Here is a 20,547-nt window from a genome sequence, read left to right as displayed (position 1 = left end):
CAAAGTTAGCTTTTTCTTTTATTGAATGAGGAATGTACGTACCTTAAGATTAGAGGAAACTATATTAATATGAAGGGAAGGGAGCAAAATGGCTCACTTTAATATAAAAGTTGCAGTTCAAAAGTTCGGTAACTTTCTAAGTTCAATGGTCATGCCGAATATATCAGCATTCATAGCATGGGGGCTAATCACTGCCCTATTCATTCCATCTGGTTTCCTGCCAAATGAAAGCCTTGCCAAAATGGTTACACCGATGGTTACGTTTTTACTGCCGCTTTTAATTGGGTATACGGGTGGTAAGCTAATTCATGACCACCGCGGCGGCGTAGTCGGTGCCATTGCGACAATGGGCGTCATCGTCGGATCTGACATCCCGATGTTCCTTGGAGCCATGATAATGGGACCGTTCGGCGGTTATGTCATCAAGAAATTCGATCAATTGATTGAAGGGAAAGTAAAAGCCGGTTTTGAAATGCTTGTTAATAATTTCTCAGCTGGGATTATTGGAGGCTTATTGTCCATTCTATCCTTCTTGGCCATCGGGCCTGCTGTGGACGTATTTACAGGCTGGCTTGTAGCAGGAGTCGATTGGCTTGTCGGTACAGGTTTACTTCCGTTGACAAGTATCCTGATCGAGCCTGCCAAGGTATTGTTCTTGAACAATGCCATCAATCATGGTGTACTATCACCAATTGGTGTGGAGCAAGTTAAACAAACAGGGGCTTCCATCCTGTTCCTTCTGGAATCGAATCCAGGACCAGGAATCGGCGTACTGCTTGCTTATTGCTTTTTTGGAAAGGGAACGGCGAAGAAATCGGCGCCAGGAGCTGCCATCATTCATTTCTTCGGCGGTATCCATGAAATCTATTTCCCTTATATCCTAATGAAGCCGATGTTATTCTTAGCCGTCATTCTTGGAGGGATGAGTGGAGTTTTCACATTGGTCCTACTAGGCGGAGGATTATTCGCTCCAGCATCTCCAGGCAGCATACTTGCCATTACAGCGGTAACTCCGCATAATGCGGGTGCATATATTGCTAACTTTGCAGGCGTCATCGTAGCCGCCCTTGTTTCATTCATCGTCGGTGCATTCATCCTGAAAACAGGAAAACAATCTGAAGAGAATATTGAAGATGCCGCGAAAAAAATGCAAGAAATGAAAGGCAAGAAAAGCTCTGTTGCCGAAGTATTCGCTTCAGATCCGGGAACGTTGCCAACAAACGTCAGCAAAATAATATTTGCCTGCGATGCCGGGATGGGATCAAGTGCGATGGGGGCTTCGCTGCTTCGCAAGAAGGTGAAGGAAGCCGGATTGAATATCACTGTTACAAATACGGCAATCTCAAACATTCCTGCTGATGCACAAATCGTCATTACACAGGAAGAGTTAACTCCAAGGGCACAGAATAAAGTGCCGAATGCCTATCATGTATCTGTCGATAATTTCCTATCAAGCCCTGAATACGATTCATTGCTTGCAAGGCTTCAGGATGACGGTACCGATGAGCTGCATGAAATCGTCGAAGAGGCTGAAGAGAAGGTTCCCGGTGTTCGTGAACATTCAATCGAGCCTGGCATCGACGAGGATGAGCAGGAAGGTAATGAATTGCTTCGTGAAGAAAACGTCTTCCTTAATCAACAATTCGCCAATAAGGAAGAAGCGATCCGCTTTGCGGGAAGAGCTTTGGTCAATGCAGGTTACGTTAAGGAAAGCTATATTGAAGCAATGATTGCTCGTGATGAATTGACTTCAACCTATATGGGGAATGATGTAGCCATTCCGCACGGAACCGAGGAAGCTAAGAAAGATGTCCTTAAATCTGGATTTACCGTTTTGCAAATTCCTGATGGTGTCGACTTTGACGGCCAAAAGGCACGATTGATATTCGGCATTGCCGGCAAGGACGGGACACATCTTGAAATTCTATCTGGCATTGCAGTTACCTGCTCTGACATGGAGAATATTGAAAAGATGGTTAAAGCCACATCAGCCAGGGAATTGATGGATATTATAAATGTAGAAAATAATTAAATACTCTTAACCAAGAATAGAAAAGCGATTTACGCTTTTCTATTCAGTATTTTCTCGTGTTACTCCACCTGAAATGAGTTGGTAGCATGTATATTACTTCAAGGGAAAAATCAATCATTGAATTGATCATAAAAACTTCAGGAAAACATACAGCCTTATCCATTGCGACACAATTGAATGTTAGTGTCCGGACGGTTCAACGCGATCTGAAGTCCATAGAAAAAATCCTGCAATCATTTGAGTTGCATTTAACACGCAATACACATGAGGGACTGTCCATCGACGGGAAGAATGAACAAGTCTTTCGGCTTGTACAGCACCTGATGGGCAATCATCCGATCGATCAAACGCCACAAGAAAGAAAGTTGCATCTTCTTTTAGCTTTACTGCAGGAAGAATCATATAAAACTCAAGTTCTTGCGGGGGATCTCGGTATAAGCATTACGACTCTTACAACCTATTTGGACGAACTGACCGAATGGTTAAAGAATTTTAATATCGTGATTACCAGAAAAAGGGGAGTCGGAATAGAGCTTGCCGGCACCGAAGAAAATAAACGAAAAGCCCAGGCAGCCTATTTCTTGCACTTCTTTAATGAAGAGCTGATTGAAAGTTTATTTTTGCTGCAAGAAGGAAAATTTCCAGAAGCGAAAATCCTCGGCTATTTCGATCCCGAATATCTTCTGGCTATCGATGGGGTGCTGTTTTCCACTTTTAACAGTGCCCATTCCCGTTTGGCGGATAGCGGGTATATAGGGTTAATTGTACATATTTATGTAACCCTGCAAAGAAATGAAAGCCAATATTTTTTGGAGAAGGACTTCAAGAAAATAAACGAACTTTCCGATGAGAATAATCTCATGAATAAAATAGGCAAGGAACTCAGCACCATGCTGGAAGTTTCTTTTACCATCGATGATATAAGCTACCTAGCAGCCATCCTTAAAGGCTCCAAGCTTCATGCGGCGGATGCCGTACCATATGACAGTGTATTGCTTGGCCAGCTGATAAGAAACCTGATAAAAGATGTTTCGGCACAACTGCAAATTGATTTGACCAAGGATTTCCCATTGTATCAGGGGCTCCTTGCCCATATGGAACCATCGCTTTTCCGAATCAAACAGGAAATGGGATTGTACAATCCCTTAACCGAAGATATCAAGCGAAAGTATCCGGTTCTCTTTTTGGCAGTGAAGACCAGTCTGGAAAAGGGATTTAAAGAAATAAAAGAATTTCCTGAAGATGAAATAGCCTTCATCGTCCTTCATTTCGGATCTGCATTAGTGCTCCGGGAGGAAGAAATATCCATAAGGGCTCTCATCGTTTGCCCGACAGGTATTGGTACGTCGAAGATGCTTGCAAGCCGGATCAAAAAGGAAATCATCGAAATCGAGACTGTTGAAATCAAGACGATCAAAGACATCCAGCAGCAGGACAGCCTGAAAAACTATGATGTAATCATTTCTACCGTCCGGCTTCCGTATATCGATAGTGATTATATCCTTGTATCCCCTCTTTTGAGTGAAGAGAATATTTTGAACATCAGGAATTATTTAAGGAAGAATATCGAAAACTTCACGAAGAATAAGCGTTATGGCATTCAGTCAGCCCATAAGGATACCGTGACCAAAAAAGAGGATGGCGAACTGAAAGAAGTGCTGCAGGAATTGAAAGATGCCCAGCAGAGCATCGAGTCGATCATGGATAATTTCCGGTTTTATCGGCTGCCGCATCTGAAAGGACATCCAGAAGTCATTGAAGAAATGGTGAGGATGGCTGAAACGGAAGAACTGCTGCTGGGTGCGGATGGTGTGGTCAGATCCTTGAAGGAACGGGAAAAAAAGGGCGGTTTAGGCATTCCGGGCACTGGAATGGGCCTTTTCCATACGAGACATAAGAATGTAAAAGAACTGATATTCCAGGTGGCCCACCTGGAGGAATATCGTCTGGTCAAAGGTATGGACGGAAATGACGTCCATATGAAAAATTTACTGCTGATGCTGGCACCTGAAGAATTAAGTGTGAAGCAGCAGGAAATCGTCAGCTTAATAAGTTCAAGCTTAATTGAAAGCAATGAATCCATCATGATTTTTTCATCTTCGGACGAAGGAATGATTAGAAGAAGGCTGGAAGCCATATTTTTGGATTATTTATATACTAACTTGATAAAGGGATGATTGTAATGAAACAAGCAGTACATTTCGGTGCAGGAAACATTGGAAGAGGATTTATCGGAGCACTTTTTTCACAATCTGGATATCATGTGACATTTGTAGATATAGCTGATCAAATCATCGATCAGTTAAATGATAAAAAGCAATATCAAGTCAAACTGGCCACTGATCAAAAAGAATCCGTCACAGTGAAAAATGTATCGGGTTTAAACAGTTTAAAGCAGGAAGAGGAAGTCATTAAAGCAATTTCCGAAGCAACCTACCTCACCACTGCTATCGGTCCCAATATTTTGCCTCATATCGCTCCTTTAATTGCAAAAGGATTAGCATCAAGGGTGAAGGAAACCGATGAAAAGCTATATGTGATCGCTTGTGAAAACCAAATATCGGCAACAGACCTTTTAGAAGGATACATTCTGGAAAACTTGGATCAAGATACAAAAGAAAAACTAGCCGATAAAGTCTACTTCTTTAACTCAGCAGTCGATCGCATCGTTCCTATCCAAAATAACGAAGGATCACTCGATGTTTTGGTGGAACCTTATTATGAATGGGTCGTTGAAACGAAGGAAAGCATTCCTGCCGTTGAAGGGATGACCATTGTAAAAGAACTCGCTCCATTCATTGAGAGAAAACTGTTTACCGTTAATACAGGACATGCCGTCATTGCTTACCTCGGTTATCTCAAAAATGAAAAATCAACGATTGACCAGTCGTTGGAAGACGAAGGCATTGTGGAGCAAGTCAAGAAAACCCTAGGGGAAACGGGCGCCTATTTAATAGAGCAATACGGTCTGGATGCAGGTGAGCATCAGCAGTATATCGAAAAAATCATTAATCGTTTTAAAAACTCCTACCTGAATGACTCGGTGAATAGAGTCGGACGTTCACCGCTGCGTAAACTCGGGCCAAACGACCGTCTCGTGCGCCCTGCCGTAGAAGCAAAGAAAGCCGGCCTTTCCTATACTAATCTGGCGAAAGCGATAGCGGCCGCTTTACTCTTTGATTTTAACGAAGATGAAGAAGCAGTTAAGCTCCAAGCAATGATCAAAGAAAAGGGTGTAGCTGCCGTTCTTAAGGAAGTTAGTGGATTGGACGAAAGCAGTGAAATAACAAAAGAGGTTGTCAATCATTACAATGCGTTGAAAAAATAAATAATTTAAGTTAAAAGCTCCTGAAATGAATTTTCAGGAGCTTTTAAACATAGGGAAATTGTTAAAAGGGCTTATTGTGCTTACTATCGTGATCGAATGCGGTTTACAATGCTCAGAAGGAAAAAATGCAATACCAACTAAACCACTAAAGATAATTGACTACATTGCAGGAATTTTATATGATAATACTGACTGACTAATCAATCGGGAGGTGAGAAAGAATTTCTACTCAAGAAAAGCCGGATAGAAGAGAGCAAATATTAGAGATATCACAACAACTTTTTGCGTCTCTTGGTTATCATAAAACGAAGATTTCTGACATCGTTCGAGAGGCGGGCATTGCACAGGGTACTTTTTATTGGCATTTTAAAAGTAAAGAAGCTATTGCTTTAGAAATTATTCAACAAGGGCGGATCGGACTTCTGGAAGTAGTAGCACACGGACATCGGAAATCTCCTGGAACAGTTCAGGATGTTTTGAATTCCTCTGAAAAGTTATTTGTGGAGTTGTTTGATTTTTCGGAATCTAATCGATATATGATGGAGATGATATTCAAGGGAATTGATGGTGAAGAGTCACTTAAACAGGCGATCATTGATACTCGATTGAAGGTGGAAGAAGCTTTTGAGAATAATATTAAAAGAGCAATGGAGCTAAACATTCTACCGGAAAGGGATTCTGGTTTACAAGCTGCATTATTAATGAGTTTATTTGAAGGAATCCTATCTAGGTGGTTATTCGGGCCGGTCTCAGATGGTTCGCATATCCGAAGCAGAACAACGGCTGAGCTGGCTAAAGAAATGGTTAGATTCGAATTTTTTGGATTATTAGGAACATAAAAAGGAGACAGATTATTATGAGGAAAAAATATTCATACATTACATTAGTTTTATTAGTAGCATTTACTTTGATATTAAGCGCATGTGGTACGAAAGACGATAAGGCAAGCGAAAATAAAGAAAGCAGTGCAGATTTATTACAACAAATCAAAGATCGCGGAACCCTTAAAGTAGGGCTTATGGGTACATATCAGCCATACAATTTCTTGAATGAAAAAAAAGAGATGGATGGATTTGATGCTGATATCGCGAAGGAATTGGCCAAACGACTTGGAGTGGATGTTGAATTTGTTTCCCAAGAATTTTCAGGTATGGTAGCAGGATTACAAACTAAAAAATTTGATGCAGTTATCAGTCAAATGACCATTACTGATGAACGCAAAAAACAAATGGATTTTACAGAACCATATATCACAAACAATGTGAAGGTAATCGTTCAAGAAGATAATAATACGGTTAAGTCTGTAAAAGATTTCAAAGGCAAGAACATTGGAGTGGGGCTAGGAACTAATGATGAAACATATCTTCGTACAGAGCTGCTTCCGGAAGTGGGAGACTTTACGATTAAAACATATGATGACGTGATTACATCATTAAAGGATTTGGACTCTGGAAGAATCGATGCAACCATCAATAATATGTATGCGTTGAAACCAGTTGTAGAGAGTAATGGATTTAAGATCAAGGCTGTTGGTGATCCGGTTAAATCTGATAAAGCAGGAATCGCGATTCGTAAAGGCAATGAATCATTATTGAAAGAATTGAACAAACATCTAGCTGATATGAAAGAAGACGGCACATATAAAGAGATTTTTGTGAAATGGTTTGGGGAAGAGCCACAAGAATAAACCTATAGTAGTAGAAAGGATACAAGCAAAGTTATGGATGTTATTTGGATTAACCTGCCATTTTTATTGAAGGGAGCATACTATACGCTCCTTATCACCATTATTTCAATGTTTTTTGGATCGATTATTGCTGTGATTGTGGCGGTAGCAAGATTAAAAGGTAATAAATTTATTAGATGGATGGCTCGTGCATATGTTTCCATCATAAGAGGTACGCCCACTTTGGTCCAAATTATTATTGTGTATTATGGACTGGCTGATTACGGCTTTAATCTTCAACCACTAACAGCGGCTTATATTGCGTTAAGTATCAGCATCGGGGCCTACCTTTCTGAAACATTGCGCGGGGCGATTCAATCCATCCCTAAAGGGCAATATGAAGCGGCATATGCATCTGGAATGACACCATATCAAACGATGCGCAGAATTGTTTTTCCGCAAGCGATTAGGGTAGCCATCCCGCCAGCTGGCAATACATTCATTGGGATGTTGAAAGAAACATCGCTTGTCTCCGTTATAACGGTTACCGAATTATTGCGATCTGCTCAATTATTAATTGCCCAATACTATGTGTACATGCCATTTTATTTAGCGATTGCGCTAATGTATTGGATCATGAGTACAGGATTTTCCTTTGTATTGGAAAGAATTGAAAAAAGGTTATCAATATATGACTAAGTATGGAGAGGTAGAATGATAAACATCAGTAACCTATCGAAGAGTTTTTCAACCTTAGAAGTGTTGAAAGATATTAATTTACAAGTGAACAGCGGCGAAGTTGTTGTGATTCTTGGGCCGAGTGGTTCAGGTAAAAGTACATTGCTTCGATGTATAAATGGACTGGAAGAATTGACGAGTGGAACTATTGAAGTGAGCAACATTATCGTTGATGCGAAAAAAAGTCATAAAGTGCGCAATAAACAAATTAAAAAGGTCCGTCTACATACGGGAATGGTTTTTCAACAATTTAATTTATACCCGCATAAAACGGTATTGGAAAATGTTATCGAAGCACTGTTAATTGTGAAAAAGTGGTCGAAAAATGATGCAGTGATAAAAGGGGAAACGCTGTTAAAAAGAGTAGGTTTGATTGATAAAAAAGATGTGTATCCTTCGCGATTATCTGGAGGTCAGCAACAAAGGGTCGCGATTGCCAGAGCACTTGCAATGGAGCCGGATATCTTATTGTTCGATGAACCAACGTCGGCATTAGATCCAGAGTTGGTAGATGAGGTGTTGGCTGTAATTAAAGAACTCGCTTATGATGGAATGACCATGGCCATTGTTACTCATGAGATGACATTTGCTCAGGAAGTCGCTGATCGAATCGTCTTCATGTCAGATGGTGTCATCGTTGAAGAAAGTCCACCAGAGGAATTCTTTTCACAACCACAAACTGATCGAGCCAAGAAATTTTTGAAGAAAATGTAGATAATATAAGGAATGCGGGAGGAATTATCATGAGAGTGGTAACAAAATGGAATGGCCAGCGTGCTTTCACAGCTGTTGGAGATTCAGGTTATGAAGTCAATATGGACGCAACACCTGCATATGGAGGCGAAGGTAAAGGGTGTACACCAACAGAAATGCTTTTAGCTTCCCTAGCTGGATGCATTGGAATAGATGTCACGATGATACTGAAACCTTATTTGTCATCTGTGGATAAGCTTGAAATTGAAACAGATGGTACGAGAAAAGAAGAATTGCCAAAAGGATTCACATCCATTGTTGTGACTTTCATAATTGATGGACAAGTGGACAGTAAACGAATCTGGAGAGCAATCGATCTAGGAAAAGAGAAATACTGTGCAGTATCAGATTCCTTGAAAGCCAATATCTCATTCCGGCTTATTTTAAATGGAGAAGAGCAAACGAAAGTGGTAACTGGTCAGAACGAAGCAGAATAATATTTTTAACCTTTCAAAAGCGCTGTAGAGAAATCTCTACTGTGCTTTTGTGGTTTTTAAGGAAAAAAAGGGAACGAATAAATTTTAGCAAATTTAAAAAATGCTTGTAAATAGTAATCATTACGTTTTATAATGAAAGACAGCCAATACAAGAGTGACATGTAAATTTTTTTAAAGTATAAATCGTAATCATTTTGATTTATTAGACGGAAAGCACTGAAAGAATGAATTGAAAAAGGAGGATTCGTGCAATAAATAGAGAATTTGGTGCATTTTTTAATAATTTGGTGATATTGCAAGAGATTTAGAGCTGTTACTCAAGGGTTTAGAGCAAAAACTCGTGAATATGGAGCAAATCATCGTGAGTTTAGAGCAAATACTCGAGAATTTGGAGCAAATACTCGTGAGTTTAGCACATTTACTCGTGAATGGATGTTTACTCTCGAGGAGGATTACATAGTTTGATTTCTGATAAGCATTCGGGGATGTGTTACGTCGTTTGTCATGATGGTAAAGCTGCATTCTAAATCGTAATCAATACGATTTTGTGTCGGCCAAAATAGTTGAGGTAATGGAGGAAATATATCGTGTTCAGGAAATGTAAATCAATTTTTATTGTTTGTTTAGCATTCTTACTTTTGGCTGCTTGTTCCACCGAGTCTGCGAATGAAGTGGGAGGGGAGAAGGAAGTGAACTTGCTTTTTAATTTTGCGACTAGCTCGCTTGATCCGAATGTCGATACTAGTTATGTGTCACTAAGGGCTGGGATCACTGAGACATTGGTGCATCTCAATGATGAGGATCTGACCATCGAACCTTGGCTGGCGAAAAGCTGGGATAGCAAGGACGGTCAATTATGGAATTTCGAGTTAAGGGAGGGTGTGACTTTTCAGAATGGAAAGCCGATGGATGGCAAAGCGGTGAAGGCTTCGTTGGAGAGGGCGGTGAAAGATAGTCCGTCGATCAAGAATGCCTTGCGCATTGAGTCGATTGAAGCGGACGGAAATGCGCTGACGATTAAGACGGAGGTTCCTTTTCCTGAGTTTCCTTCTGAATTGGTTCATCCAAATACATCGATTATTGACGTGAAGGAAAGTGACTATATAAACAAGCCGATAGGTACAGGGCCATTTGCCGTTTCGAAATTCATACCAGGTACGGCTGTTGATTTAATACGTTATGAGTCTTACTGGGATGGGGCCGCAAAGCTTGAGAGCGCCAGGTTTTCGTTTAATGAAGATGCCAATGCACGGTCTCTTGCCCTTGAATCGGGAGGCGCCGATATTGTTTTCCGTCCGGAAGTGGAAAGCCTGGAAAATTTAAAGGCGATAGATGGTGTGAAGGTTGAATCGACATCCACTTTCCGCGTCCATCAAATGACGATGAATTTGGAACGTAAAGCATTGCAGGACATACACGTCCGAAAGGCGATAGATGCCTTGATCGATCGTTCATCCATTGCGGAAACGATTTTACATGGTCATGCAGAAGTGGCGACGGGGCCATTTCCATCAACATTCTCTTTTGCTCCGGACTATCCGAAAAAAGAGAATGGAATGGAAGCCGCTAAGGTGTTTCTTGATCAGGCGGGATATAAGAAAGTGGATGGTGTCATGCAAAAAGACGGTAAACCGTTAACGTTTACACTGCTTACATACAGTTCACGTGCCGACCTGCCGTTAATTGCCCAAGTTTTTCAATCGGATGCCGGTCAGTTGGGGATTGATGTGAAAATCAAGCAAATAGAAATCCCTGAAGAGTATATGGCTGCCAATCGCGATTGGGATTTAACGACCTACAGCAATTTAACGGCTCCGCGCGGGGATGCCGGTTATTATTTAAATGCTACTTACCATCCAAAGGGAGCCTTGAACTTCAGTGGGGCCGATGATAATCGCCTGACGTCCCTGATTGATGAGCTAAACGTAACGGTCGGACAGGAGAAGCGCTCGGATTTAGCTGAGGAGATTGCGATGTATGTGGATGAACAGGTGTATAATTCATTCATTTTACATCCGAATACACTTGTTGCTTATGATGCCGATAAAGTTGAAAACTGGATCACTTCGAGAAGCGAATACTACATGCTGACGAATGAACTGGATGTGAAGTGAATGTTGCGCATCTTAGTCCGGCGATTCATTGAGGTCGTGATATTTGTCCTTGTAATTACATTCATCTCTTTCCTTTTTGTTCGGCTTGCTCCAGGGGACCCGGTTCTCTCGATACTTCAAGTGGATGATGTGTCGATCACAAACGAGCAAGTCAATGAGCTTCGTGAAGAATTGGGGTTCAATGATCCGCTGTTAGTGCAGTATGGCGATTGGTTTATGGACTTTATCCAATTGGATTTCGGGCATTCCTATCTGACGAATCAGCCTGTGATGGAGATGATCATGAGCGGACTGCCTGCAACACTTGAGCTGGCGATTGGCGCATTGCTTGTCATGCTTGGTATAGCCATTCCATTAGGTTCGCTTGCTGCCTTGTACAGGGGAAGCTGGATTGATCAGATAAGCCGTGCCGTTTCTTTGTTGGGGGCAGCCATTCCTAGCTTTTGGCTGGGGCTGCTCTTGATAGATTTATTTGCGGTACGATGGGGAGCCCTTCCAACGATGGGCAGGGACGGGTTTCGTTCTTTGATTCTGCCGTCGGTCACGCTGGGGCTGGCCATCACAAGTGTGTACGTCCGTTTGCTGCGTTCGAGTTTGATAGATTCCCTCAGTCATGATTTCATCAGGGCAGCCCGATCAAGGGGGATTTCAGAGACGCGGATATTCTTTGCCCATGCATTTCGTTATAGCTTGCCCCCGGTCATTACCGTATTCGGCGTCAGCCTTGGCAGCCTGATTGGCGGTGTAGTCGTGATCGAAGTGATTTTTGCCTATCCAGGGATAGGTAAGATGGTCGTGGACTCGATTCGGTCGCGGGATTATCCAGTCATCCAAGGGTACCTGCTGGTCATGGCCATCATTGTATTCATGGTTAATAGTGCCGTGGATTTATCTTATCGTTATTTAAATCCGGAGCTAAGACTGAAGGAAAGGAAGCATGGAAAATGGAGTTAGTTATCAAAGAAAAATCCCAATGGCGCTGGAGAATGACCGTCCTATTTACGGTGATGGCGACAGTTCTTGCCGTTACGGCTTACACCTTTCTTATTCTGAAACATGATCCGACACTGGTCAATCTGGAAGAAAGGCTATGGCCGGCGAGCATGGAACATCCGTTAGGGACGGATCATCTAGGGCGTGATTTATTGACGCGTCTTCTGCTTGGGGCACAATTGACGGTTGGCTACGGTCTTTTATCTTTGTTTGCCGCAGTTATCATCGGCGTCCCGTTCGGGGTGATTGCCGGTTTTAAAGGAGGGCTGATCGATCGGATCTTCATGCGCATTGCCGACGCGTTTCTCGCCTTCCCTGATACAATCGTTGCCATTGTTCTTAGTGGTTTATTAGGACCAGGAATCGAAAATCTCCTGTTGGCGATCGTTCTGGTGAAATGGGTGAATTATGCCCGGCTTGTGCGAAGTACGGTGATCACCGAACGTCAGAAGGATTATGTCACAGTTGCTAAAATCAATGGATTAAGTTCATTTGGGATCATGCGGAAGCATCTAGTTCCGCACCTTATTGGGAACGTGCTTGTCCTTTCTAGCCTCGATTTAGGAAAAATCATTTTGCTCATATCTTCCTTATCATATATCGGGCTCGGTGCGCAGCCGCCGGCACCTGAGTGGGGAGCCATGCTGAATGATGCCCGTCCATACTTTCAATCCAATATGTTGCTGATGATTTACCCAGGGCTAGCCATCGTATTTGTCGTCCTTCTATCCAACATGCTCGGTGATTATTTGCGCGATGCATTCGATGTGAAAAAGGAGGTGGAATCATGAGCATTTTATCCGTGAGGCATCTAAATATCATGGGGAAGCAAAATCATATCGTCAAGGATATTTCATTGGATGTGCAGAAAGGTGAATGGTTCGCACTTGTCGGACAAAGCGGGAGCGGCAAAAGCATGACTGCCATGGCAATATGTCAGCTGCTTGCACCCAATCTCCAAGCGAAGGGAGAAATATGGTACGGGGAAAAGAATTTATTAACGCTATCTTCCTCAGAAATCAGGAAGATTCGCGGAAAGCGCCTGGCTTATATTTTTCAAGATTACCAGGGTTCATTTACACCGTTCCTTACCATCGGTAAACATTTCGACGAATATCAGCGAACACATTTGAACCTTTCCAAAAAGGAGAGGCGCAAGCAAGCGGTCAAGGCGCTCATTTCGGTGGGCCTGAATGAAGATATCTACAGCAGATACCCTTTTCAATTAAGCGGCGGGCAGCTTCAACGCGTATCCATTTCAATAGCCCTGCTGCTTGAGCCGGATATATTGATAGCGGATGAACCGACCACAGCCTTGGACAGTGTATCTTCATTTATGGTCTTACAGCTGTTATCAAGGCTCCAAAAAGAAACCGGATGTGCGATCTTGTTCATTACCCATGATTTACGTCATGTCAGGAAGTATGCGGATCGCCTTGCGGTCATGAAAGACGGGGCCATCATTGAGACCGGTGATAAAAATCAGGTATTGAATCATCCACGGCACACTTATACGAATGAACTGATTCAATCATCACCATCATTGAGCAGAATTCCATTTAAGCTTGAAGGAGTGTCAGGATGAGTTTATTAGACGTACGCAATGTCCATAAAAGCTATGATAACGGAGTGGAAATACTAAGGAACGTGAATTTCAGCATCGAAAGGAAGGAATGCCTTGGATTAGTGGGAGAGAGCGGGAGCGGAAAAAGCACATTGGCAAGACTCATCCTTCAGGTTGAATCTTTTGACCAGGGCAGCATCCTATTTGAAGGAACGGCGCTGCAAAACAAAAGCGAACGCAGTTTAAAACCGTATCGTAAGAACATCCAGGCTGTTTTGCAGAATCCTGCATCGGCTTTGAATCCAAAACTAAGGATAAAAGATTCACTAATGGATCCATATCTTCAATTTGGCAGCCAGGTAAATCTGAAACATTTTACTTTTACAAGTGAAGCGAACTTTATCGAACAGCTCCTGGAAACTGTGGAGCTTCCAAGGAGTATTGCTGAACGTTACCCGCATGAGCTAAGCGGCGGACAAAAGCAGCGGGTGACCATTGCACGCGCAATCAGCATTGAACCGGCCCTCATTATATTGGATGAACCGGCTTCAAGCCTGGACGTTCTGTCTCAAGCGGCGGTGCTGAAATTGTTAGGCGGGCTGCGGGAGACTTTGGACATTTCTTACCTTTTTATTTCCCATGATCTATCGGCTGTACAGGAGATGAGCCAACGGATCATGGTGATGAAAGGGGGTGTTATTGTAGATTCTTTTGAAAAAGAACAGCTTTTTTGCAGCGATCGCCATTCATACACAAAAGAACTGATTTCGATGTTTGAATAATGAAGTTGTGTTTAATTGAGTTTTAAATCGTAATGATTTCGATTAAATTTGATACTTAGGAGGAAGTAAGGTGGCATGTGAGGAAGTCGGGAGAACGATTGCGGATTCTTTCATCATCAATTCAACCATTTATTACACATTTAAATAGTGACACCATATAACGAGTTGCTTTCGGCAATTCGTTTTTTTAGGTAAAAAAATGAATTCCAATAAACTTACTTGACATTATAAGCTTATGAAAATATAATTACTTACATAAAGTAACTGACAAAGGAGATTCATACATGAATAAAAATGATGCAGGTCAAGTTTTTTTAAGGGTGATTTTAGGTCTTACTTTTTTCATTCACGGCGTTTCAAAGTTTCAAGGGGGCATAGGAAATACGGCGGGATTTTTCGATAGCCTTGGCATTCCTGGCTTCATGGCATACATCGTTGCAGGAATCGAATTGATTGGAGGACTTGCGGTTATACTGGGTTTGGGAACACGAATCGTATCCGTCCTATTTGCGGTCATTATGGCGGGGGCGATTTTCACGGCTAAATTACCTGCTGGTTTTCTTGGAAACGGGCAAGCGGCGGGTTACGAACTGGACTTGGCACTGCTTGCCATGTCTGTCTATCTAGCGTGTGCAAACCGCACGGTTCTTTCTTTGGATCATGTGATTTTCAATAAAAAAGGGAAGTGACAATATGGATAAAAATTTTCATCAAAAACCAATTACCTTTGTTGGCGAGGTCAGTATAAATGTATTGGATTTAAATAATGCCATTCTGTTTTATCAAGAAATCATCGGTCTTCAAGTATTGAATAAAACCGACCGGCAAGCTGTTTTGACGACAGACGGTAAAACCCCGTTGCTGACACTTGAGCAGCCTGCAGATGTGATTCCGAAAGAAGGGCGGACGACGGGCTTGTATCACTTTGCCCTTTTACTGCCAAGCCGTGCTGACTTATCGATTTTTTTACGCCATTTACTTCAAACGAAATATCCATTTGGAGCGGCTGATCATGAAGTGAGTGAAGCGCTGTACATTACCGATCCGGATGGCAATGGGATTGAAGTATACTCTGATCGGCCATCAACTGATTGGAGATGGGCCGGAGGGGAAGTCGCAATGGGCACGGATCCGCTGGATGGGAATGACCTTCTGAAAGAAAGCGATGGTGAGTGGAGCAAACTGCCTGCAGGTACCTTAATGGGGCATATACATTTGCATGTAGCGGATTTACGTAAAACGGAGGAGTTTTACATGCAAGGTCTTGGGTTTAGCGTCGTGAATCGATATGGAGGAGCGCTCTTTACTTCAACCGGTGGATATCATCATCACATAGGGTTGAACACTTGGAATGGCGTTGGCGCCCCTGCTCCTAAGGAAAATAGTGTAGGGCTAAACTGGTATACTCTCGTTTTTGCAGACGAAGAAGCGAGAAAAAAAGTAACCGAACAACTGAAAGGAATCGGGGCTGTCGTCACGGAAAAAGAAGGGTTTTTCGCTGTAACAGATCCATCAGGCAATGAGATTCATTTAATCGTCTAAATATTATAATCAGAAAGCAATGGTGAGAGGATATGGGATTCTTAAGTAGATTATTTAGAAATAAAGAAACCGCGGCAGGGGAGAATGGAAAAATGACAAAAGTATTATTCGTAAAAGTGAACGATCGTCCTGCAGAACAGGCAATGAGCTCGAAAATGTATGACACCTTCTTAAAAGCATATAAAGAGACACACCGTACAGATGAAGTGACAGAACTGGATTTATTTAAAGAAGAACTTCCTTACTATGGAAATACGGCAATTACCGGTTTGTATAAACGTAACCAAGGTCTTGAACTGACAGCCGAAGAGGAAAAGGCGGCCGAACTGGTTGACCAATATTTAAATCAATTCCTGGCCATGGATAAAGTGGTATTCGCTTTCCCTCTCTGGAATGCAACGGTTCCTGCGCCGCTTATCACATATCTTTCCTATTTGGCACAAGCAGGTAAAATGTTCAATTATACGGCAGAAGGTCCTGTCGGGTATGCTGGTGATAAAAAAGTCATGCTATTGAATGCCCGCGGTTCTGATTATGCATTAGAAGGAATGGCTTCTGCTGAAATGGCCGTGAATTTAGTGAAAAATATCATTGGCCTATGGGGAATTAACAATCCGGATGTCGTGGTCATTGAAGGACATAATCAGTATCCGGATCGGACACAAAAAATCATCGCGGATGGTTTGGAAAACGTTGTAAAAGCGGCTGAAGCATTCTGATTGCGAAGTAAAATGAATAGAAGCAAAAAAAGGCCCTCATTATCAATGAGGGCCTTCAGACTGTAGACAAATTCGCAGAAAGTGAGTTTGCCTTGATCTACACGGCATTATTCGGCCGTTCACGCATTAATTCGACCTACACGGGATTTAATTCGACCTACATGACCTTTAATTCGACCGTTGAAGCATTAATTCGACCTACACGGGATTTAATTCGACCGTTGATGCATTAATTCGACCTACATGGCATTTAATTCGACCGTTGAAGCATTAATTCGACCTACATGACCTTTAATTCGACCGTTGATGCATTAATTCGACCTACATGGCATTTAATTCGACCGTTGATACATTTAATTCGACCTACATGTAACTTAATTCAACCGTTCACGAATTTTTTTAACCTTCACCTCACTATTCGGAATTTGGGCATTTATTTTAGGGTATACGCATGAAACCCGCTCGCTTTCCGCCGATAAACTAAAGGCCCACCATATATATAATGGGGGCCTTCTTTGTGTTATTTGACCTGATACTTTTTCAAGCGGTATTGAAGACTTTGGCGGCTAATATTCAGGGCCTTGGCTGCTTTGGAGATATTCATCCCATGTTCTTTTAAAATCTTCTCCAAGTATTGCTTTTCAGTATGGGTGATATAATCATCTAGAGATAAGGTCGACTCCTGTAAATCTCCATTTTCATGATTTTCTTTTTTATCGGGACGAATGTCTTCCAAATGGGCTTTCTTCCTAAATAGAGCCGGAAGGTGGGTGATGGCAATCTTTGTATCGCCAGGTTCCATTAAATTCATGGCCCCCTCAATGATATGTTCAAGTTCCCTTACGTTCCCGGGCCAGTCGTAATCATAAAAAAGCGAGTAGACATCTTCGCTGATTCCTTCTATATTCAATTCGAACAGCGCATTGAATTTCTCGATGAAGGATTGCGCCAGCAGAGGAATATCCTCTTTCCGTTCACGAAGAGGCGGGATGAATAACGAAACGACACTTAATCGGTAGTATAAATCCTTTCGTAAATGATCATTTGCAATGGCATCTATCGGATCTTCATTTATCGTTGCAATGACCCTAACGTCAATTTTTTTATCCTTTGTATCCCCAACACGGCGAATCGTCCTTTCTTGAAGGGCCCGTAATAATTTCGCTTGCATGTTTGGATTTAATGAGTTGATTTCATCGAGAAGGATGGTACCGCCCTGTGCCTGTTCGAATAATCCAGGCCTTTCAATCGATCCGGTGAAGGCGCCTTTCTTTGTTCCGAAGAGTATTCCTTCAATTAGACTATCTGGCAGGGCAGCACAGTTTTGGCTGATGAAAGGATGTGTCGAACGGCTGCTGCCATTATGGATGCTTTGGGCGAAGAGCTCTTTTCCTGTGCCCGTTTCCCCGACGATGAGGATGGAGGATGCCGTTCTGGTCGAGCGCTTGCTCTTTTCTATGACTTCCAGGAAATTTTCACTCGTTCCGATGATGCTGTCAAACGTATATTTGGTATCGCCCTTATTTAAGATATTATCTTTAATGATTCTTTCCAGATTCGTTATATCCTTTGCCACTTCAATTGCTCCGATGATATTTTGCTTTTGATCCAAAATCGGAAACGTATTATTGATTGTTGTAATTTCCTGACCAAGATTATTGAAGTAGGTCTGCTTCGAGTTCTCGGTTGTCTTACCCGAATGAAGTGCCCTTATTAATGTACTCTCCGTTTCTTCCTTGAATTTAAAGATTTCGTGAATCTTCTTCCCTAACACTTCTTCTGAATCCATTCCTTCTATTTCTGCCATTTTCTTGTTATATACAATGGTCCGCCCTTTTATATCGATTATATGTATCCCTGTATCGATTACATCCACAAGCGAATAGAGGATGGATTGGAAACCATCTATTTTAATGATTTGATCTAAATTCATGAATGCCTCCCGTTTTTCTTCTTTTCTTAGAGCTATTGTAGAGGAATTGAAGTAAAGGCGCAAATAAAATTTGCACAGCAAGATAATTTTGCATCGAAGTGCAAAAATATTTTGCGGAAAAAGTGATAAAACGCTGTTTTTTATGTTTTTTATAGTTGGCATGAATCTTGCATTATAAAAAGTGTAAGGTTTAAGCGACATAAATAGGGATTAGAGCAAAAAAAGATGGCATACTATGTCAATTTTGCCCCAAAAGTGCTGAATTTCATTGCATATCTAATGAAATATCATTATTTTTTCAAAAAAATGAAAAGTTGGCACGGAACTTGCTTGTTAAGTAAGGGTGAAGAAAAAAACATAAAATTTTAGGGAGATGAGCTATAATGGTCCAAACATATAAACACGAACCATTTACTAATTTTAAAATCGAAGAAAACAATAAAGCTTTTCAAGCGGCATTGAATGATGTAGCTAATGATTTAGGGAAGAAATATCCGCTGATCATTAATGGTGAAAAAGTGTTTACTGATGAAGTCATTACCTCTGTAAACCCAGCAAATAAAGAAGAAGTTATTGGAACCGTATCCAAAGCCAATAAGGATCTTGCTGAGCAAGCGATGCAAGCGGCAGATAAGACATTCCAAACTTGGAGAAAAACGAAAGCGGACGTGCGTGCAAATATTTTATTCAGGGCTGCAGCCATCGTACGGAGAAGAAAACACTATTTCTCGGCCCTATTGGTGAAAGAAGCAGGAAAGCCTTGGAATGAAGCGGATGCGGATACAGCGGAAGCGATCGACTTCATGGAATACTATGCACGTCAAATGCTGAAGCTTAAAGACGGCATGCCAGTGGAAAGCCGTCCGATTGAACACAATGCTTTCAATTATATCCCGCTTGGTGTCGGTGTCATCATCTCACCTTGGAACTTCCCGTTTGCGATCATGGCAGGCATGACGACGGCAGCTCTTGTTTCAGGAAATACGGTCTTATTGAAACCGGCCAGTACAACACCGGTCATTGCAGCTAAATTCATCGAAGTGCTGGAAGAAGCGGGCATGCCTGCAGGAGTTGTGAACTTCATTCCAGGAAGCGGTGCCGAGGTTGGCGATTATTTGGTAGATCATCCTCGTACACGTTTCATCAGCTTTACCGGTTCTCGTGATGTTGGAATCCGTATTTATGAGCGTGCGGCAAAAGTTCATGAAGGCCAAATCTGGTTAAAACGTGTCATCGCTGAAATGGGCGGTAAAGATACGATCGTTGTTGATAAAGAGGCTGATCTGGAATTGGCGGCACAATCAATCGTCGCTTCTGCATTCGGATTCTCCGGTCAAAAATGTTCTGCTTGTTCACGTGCCGTAATAGTGGAAGATGTATATGACCAAGTCTTGAATCGTGCCATTGAATTAACGAAAGAAAAAACAGTCGGGGAACCAACAGATCTAAACAACTTCATGGGTCCGGTTATCGATCAAGCAGCTTACGACAAAGTCATGAGCTACGTTGAAATCGGTAAAGAAGAAGGGAAAATTGTTACAGGGGGAGAAGGAGACAATTCAAAAGGTTTCTTCATCCAGCCAACTATCATTGCCGATGTGGATGAGAACGCACGTGTCATGAAAGAAGAGATTTTCGGACCAGTGGTTGCATTCTGTAAGGCAAAAGATTTCAATCATGCAATCGAGATTGCCAATAACACGGATTATGGATTAACGGGTGCGGTCATCTCGAACAACATTGAACATATCGAACAAGCGCGTGAGGATTTCCACGTAGGTAACTTGTACTTCAATCGCGGCTGTACTGGTGCAATTGTAGGATACCAGCCATTTGGCGGATTCAATATGTCAGGTACAGATTCAAAAGCGGGCGGTCCTGATTATTTAGTTCTTCATCTTCAAGGAAAAACAACATCTGAAACGCTATAAATCTTAGGGGGAATC

18 protein-coding genes and 1 pseudogene are annotated in these 20,547 nt (G+C 42.0%); 18 read left to right on the top strand and 1 reads right to left on the bottom strand.

Going from position 1 to position 20,547, the window contains the following annotated elements; genetic code table 11:
- The first annotated feature begins 88 nt into the window (after positions 1 to 88).
- The 17 genes and pseudogenes from ACYP5M_RS11300 to ACYP5M_RS11220 all read left to right on the top strand — a co-directional run bounded on the left by ACYP5M_RS11300 (position 89) and on the right by ACYP5M_RS11220 (position 16,668).
- Complete coding sequence (locus tag ACYP5M_RS11300) at positions 89 to 2,032, top strand: PTS mannitol transporter subunit IICBA (RefSeq protein ID WP_434167645.1); 1,944 nt, start codon at positions 89 to 91, stop codon at positions 2,030 to 2,032.
- A gap of 86 nt (positions 2,033 to 2,118) precedes the next feature.
- Complete coding sequence (locus ACYP5M_RS11295; protein ID WP_452444518.1) at positions 2,119 to 4,209, top strand: BglG family transcription antiterminator; 2,091 nt, start codon at positions 2,119 to 2,121, stop codon at positions 4,207 to 4,209.
- A 5-nt stretch (positions 4,210 to 4,214) separates the two neighbouring features.
- Complete coding sequence (locus tag ACYP5M_RS11290) at positions 4,215 to 5,360, top strand: mannitol-1-phosphate 5-dehydrogenase (RefSeq protein WP_434167643.1); 1,146 nt, start codon at positions 4,215 to 4,217, stop codon at positions 5,358 to 5,360.
- A gap of 221 nt (positions 5,361 to 5,581) precedes the next feature.
- Positions 5,582 to 5,746 (top strand): annotated as a pseudogene (locus tag ACYP5M_RS11285) (TetR/AcrR family transcriptional regulator); the annotation flags it as partial.
- Positions 5,747 to 5,836: 90 nt separating this feature from the next.
- Positions 5,837 to 6,199 carry a hypothetical protein gene (locus ACYP5M_RS11280; RefSeq protein ID WP_434167642.1) on the top strand — a complete coding sequence of 121 codons (363 nt, stop codon included), beginning with the start codon at positions 5,837 to 5,839 and terminating at the stop codon, positions 6,197 to 6,199.
- Positions 6,200 to 6,216: 17 nt separating this feature from the next.
- The gene (locus tag ACYP5M_RS11275) at positions 6,217 to 7,047 is read left to right on the top strand and encodes a transporter substrate-binding domain-containing protein (RefSeq protein WP_459735048.1); all 831 of its coding nucleotides are present in this window, start codon (positions 6,217 to 6,219) and stop codon (positions 7,045 to 7,047) included.
- Positions 7,048 to 7,080: 33 nt separating this feature from the next.
- A complete protein-coding gene (locus ACYP5M_RS11270) occupies positions 7,081 to 7,725 on the top strand; it encodes an amino acid ABC transporter permease (protein ID WP_214770723.1) in 645 nt (214 codons plus the stop codon).
- A 15-nt stretch (positions 7,726 to 7,740) separates the two neighbouring features.
- Positions 7,741 to 8,478, top strand: a complete 738-nt coding sequence (locus ACYP5M_RS11265; RefSeq protein ID WP_452444520.1) for an amino acid ABC transporter ATP-binding protein — start codon at positions 7,741 to 7,743, stop codon at positions 8,476 to 8,478.
- Positions 8,479 to 8,507: 29 nt separating this feature from the next.
- Positions 8,508 to 8,954, top strand: coding sequence for an OsmC family protein (locus ACYP5M_RS11260; protein ID WP_434167639.1), 447 nt, complete (start codon positions 8,508 to 8,510; stop codon positions 8,952 to 8,954).
- Between the two features lie 587 nt (positions 8,955 to 9,541).
- A complete protein-coding gene (gene nikA, locus ACYP5M_RS11255) occupies positions 9,542 to 11,068 on the top strand; it encodes a nickel ABC transporter substrate-binding protein (protein WP_434167638.1) in 1,527 nt (508 codons plus the stop codon).
- Positions 11,069 to 12,022 carry a nickel ABC transporter permease gene (gene nikB / locus ACYP5M_RS11250; RefSeq protein WP_434167637.1) on the top strand — a complete coding sequence of 318 codons (954 nt, stop codon included), beginning with the start codon at positions 11,069 to 11,071 and terminating at the stop codon, positions 12,020 to 12,022.
- A 32-nt stretch (positions 12,023 to 12,054) separates the two neighbouring features.
- Positions 12,055 to 12,852 carry a nickel transporter permease gene (nikC, locus tag ACYP5M_RS11245; RefSeq protein ID WP_434169713.1) on the top strand — a complete coding sequence of 266 codons (798 nt, stop codon included), beginning with the start codon at positions 12,055 to 12,057 and terminating at the stop codon, positions 12,850 to 12,852.
- Positions 12,849 to 13,646: an ABC transporter ATP-binding protein gene (locus ACYP5M_RS11240; RefSeq protein ID WP_434167636.1), complete on the top strand. Its 798-nt coding sequence runs from the start codon at positions 12,849 to 12,851 to the stop codon at positions 13,644 to 13,646. Before nikC ends, ACYP5M_RS11240 begins: the two co-directional genes overlap by 4 nt.
- Positions 13,643 to 14,407: an ABC transporter ATP-binding protein gene (locus ACYP5M_RS11235; RefSeq protein ID WP_434167635.1), complete on the top strand. Its 765-nt coding sequence runs from the start codon at positions 13,643 to 13,645 to the stop codon at positions 14,405 to 14,407. The genes ACYP5M_RS11240 and ACYP5M_RS11235 overlap by 4 nt, the downstream gene beginning before the upstream one ends.
- 284 nt (positions 14,408 to 14,691) lie before the next feature.
- A complete protein-coding gene (locus tag ACYP5M_RS11230; RefSeq protein ID WP_260358432.1) occupies positions 14,692 to 15,096 on the top strand; it encodes a DoxX family protein in 405 nt (134 codons plus the stop codon).
- Between the two features lie 4 nt (positions 15,097 to 15,100).
- Entirely contained in the window at positions 15,101 to 15,949 is an 849-nt protein-coding gene (locus ACYP5M_RS11225) for a VOC family protein (protein ID WP_101223095.1), read from the top strand.
- Between the two features lie 32 nt (positions 15,950 to 15,981).
- Positions 15,982 to 16,668 (top strand): FMN-dependent NADH-azoreductase, encoded by a 687-nt coding sequence (locus ACYP5M_RS11220; RefSeq protein ID WP_434167634.1) that lies wholly within the window; start codon positions 15,982 to 15,984, stop codon positions 16,666 to 16,668.
- Positions 16,669 to 17,188: 520 nt separating this feature from the next.
- Here ACYP5M_RS11220 and ACYP5M_RS11215 read toward each other — a convergent pair.
- Positions 17,189 to 18,601: a sigma-54 interaction domain-containing protein gene (locus ACYP5M_RS11215; protein WP_434167633.1), complete on the bottom strand. Its 1,413-nt coding sequence runs from the start codon at positions 18,599 to 18,601 to the stop codon at positions 17,189 to 17,191.
- Positions 18,602 to 18,984: 383 nt separating this feature from the next.
- On the opposite strand from ACYP5M_RS11215, the gene pruA reads away from it, so the two are divergent.
- Positions 18,985 to 20,532 (top strand): L-glutamate gamma-semialdehyde dehydrogenase, encoded by a 1,548-nt coding sequence (gene pruA, locus ACYP5M_RS11210; RefSeq protein ID WP_434167632.1) that lies wholly within the window; start codon positions 18,985 to 18,987, stop codon positions 20,530 to 20,532.
- The last annotated feature ends 15 nt before the right edge of the window (positions 20,533 to 20,547 follow it).

It is taken from the genome of Peribacillus sp. N1 (assembly GCF_054600815.1).
This window is presented reverse-complemented; position numbering and strand designations above follow the sequence as displayed.

Bases quoted from the DNA above. Each gene is read 5' to 3' on its own strand.
- ACYP5M_RS11300 (WP_434167645.1), top strand. From the start codon at position 89: ATGGCTCACTTTAATATAAAAGTTGCAGTTCAAAAGTTCGGTAACTTT.
- ACYP5M_RS11295 (WP_452444518.1), top strand. From the start codon at position 2,119: ATGTATATTACTTCAAGGGAAAAATCAATCATTGAATTGATCATAAAA.
- ACYP5M_RS11290 (WP_434167643.1), top strand. From the start codon at position 4,215: ATGAAACAAGCAGTACATTTCGGTGCAGGAAACATTGGAAGAGGATTT.
- ACYP5M_RS11275 (WP_459735048.1), top strand. From the start codon at position 6,217: ATGAGGAAAAAATATTCATACATTACATTAGTTTTATTAGTAGCATTT.
- ACYP5M_RS11270 (WP_214770723.1), top strand. From the start codon at position 7,081: ATGGATGTTATTTGGATTAACCTGCCATTTTTATTGAAGGGAGCATAC.
- ACYP5M_RS11265 (WP_452444520.1), top strand. From the start codon at position 7,741: ATGATAAACATCAGTAACCTATCGAAGAGTTTTTCAACCTTAGAAGTG.
- ACYP5M_RS11260 (WP_434167639.1), top strand. From the start codon at position 8,508: ATGAGAGTGGTAACAAAATGGAATGGCCAGCGTGCTTTCACAGCTGTT.
- nikB (WP_434167637.1), top strand. From the start codon at position 11,069: ATGTTGCGCATCTTAGTCCGGCGATTCATTGAGGTCGTGATATTTGTC.
- nikC (WP_434169713.1), top strand. From the start codon at position 12,055: ATGACCGTCCTATTTACGGTGATGGCGACAGTTCTTGCCGTTACGGCT.
- ACYP5M_RS11240 (WP_434167636.1), top strand. From the start codon at position 12,849: ATGAGCATTTTATCCGTGAGGCATCTAAATATCATGGGGAAGCAAAAT.
- ACYP5M_RS11235 (WP_434167635.1), top strand. From the start codon at position 13,643: ATGAGTTTATTAGACGTACGCAATGTCCATAAAAGCTATGATAACGGA.
- ACYP5M_RS11230 (WP_260358432.1), top strand. From the start codon at position 14,692: ATGAATAAAAATGATGCAGGTCAAGTTTTTTTAAGGGTGATTTTAGGT.
- ACYP5M_RS11225 (WP_101223095.1), top strand. From the start codon at position 15,101: ATGGATAAAAATTTTCATCAAAAACCAATTACCTTTGTTGGCGAGGTC.
- ACYP5M_RS11220 (WP_434167634.1), top strand. From the start codon at position 15,982: ATGGGATTCTTAAGTAGATTATTTAGAAATAAAGAAACCGCGGCAGGG.
- ACYP5M_RS11215 (WP_434167633.1), bottom strand. From the start codon at position 18,601: ATGAATTTAGATCAAATCATTAAAATAGATGGTTTCCAATCCATCCTC.
- pruA (WP_434167632.1), top strand. From the start codon at position 18,985: ATGGTCCAAACATATAAACACGAACCATTTACTAATTTTAAAATCGAA.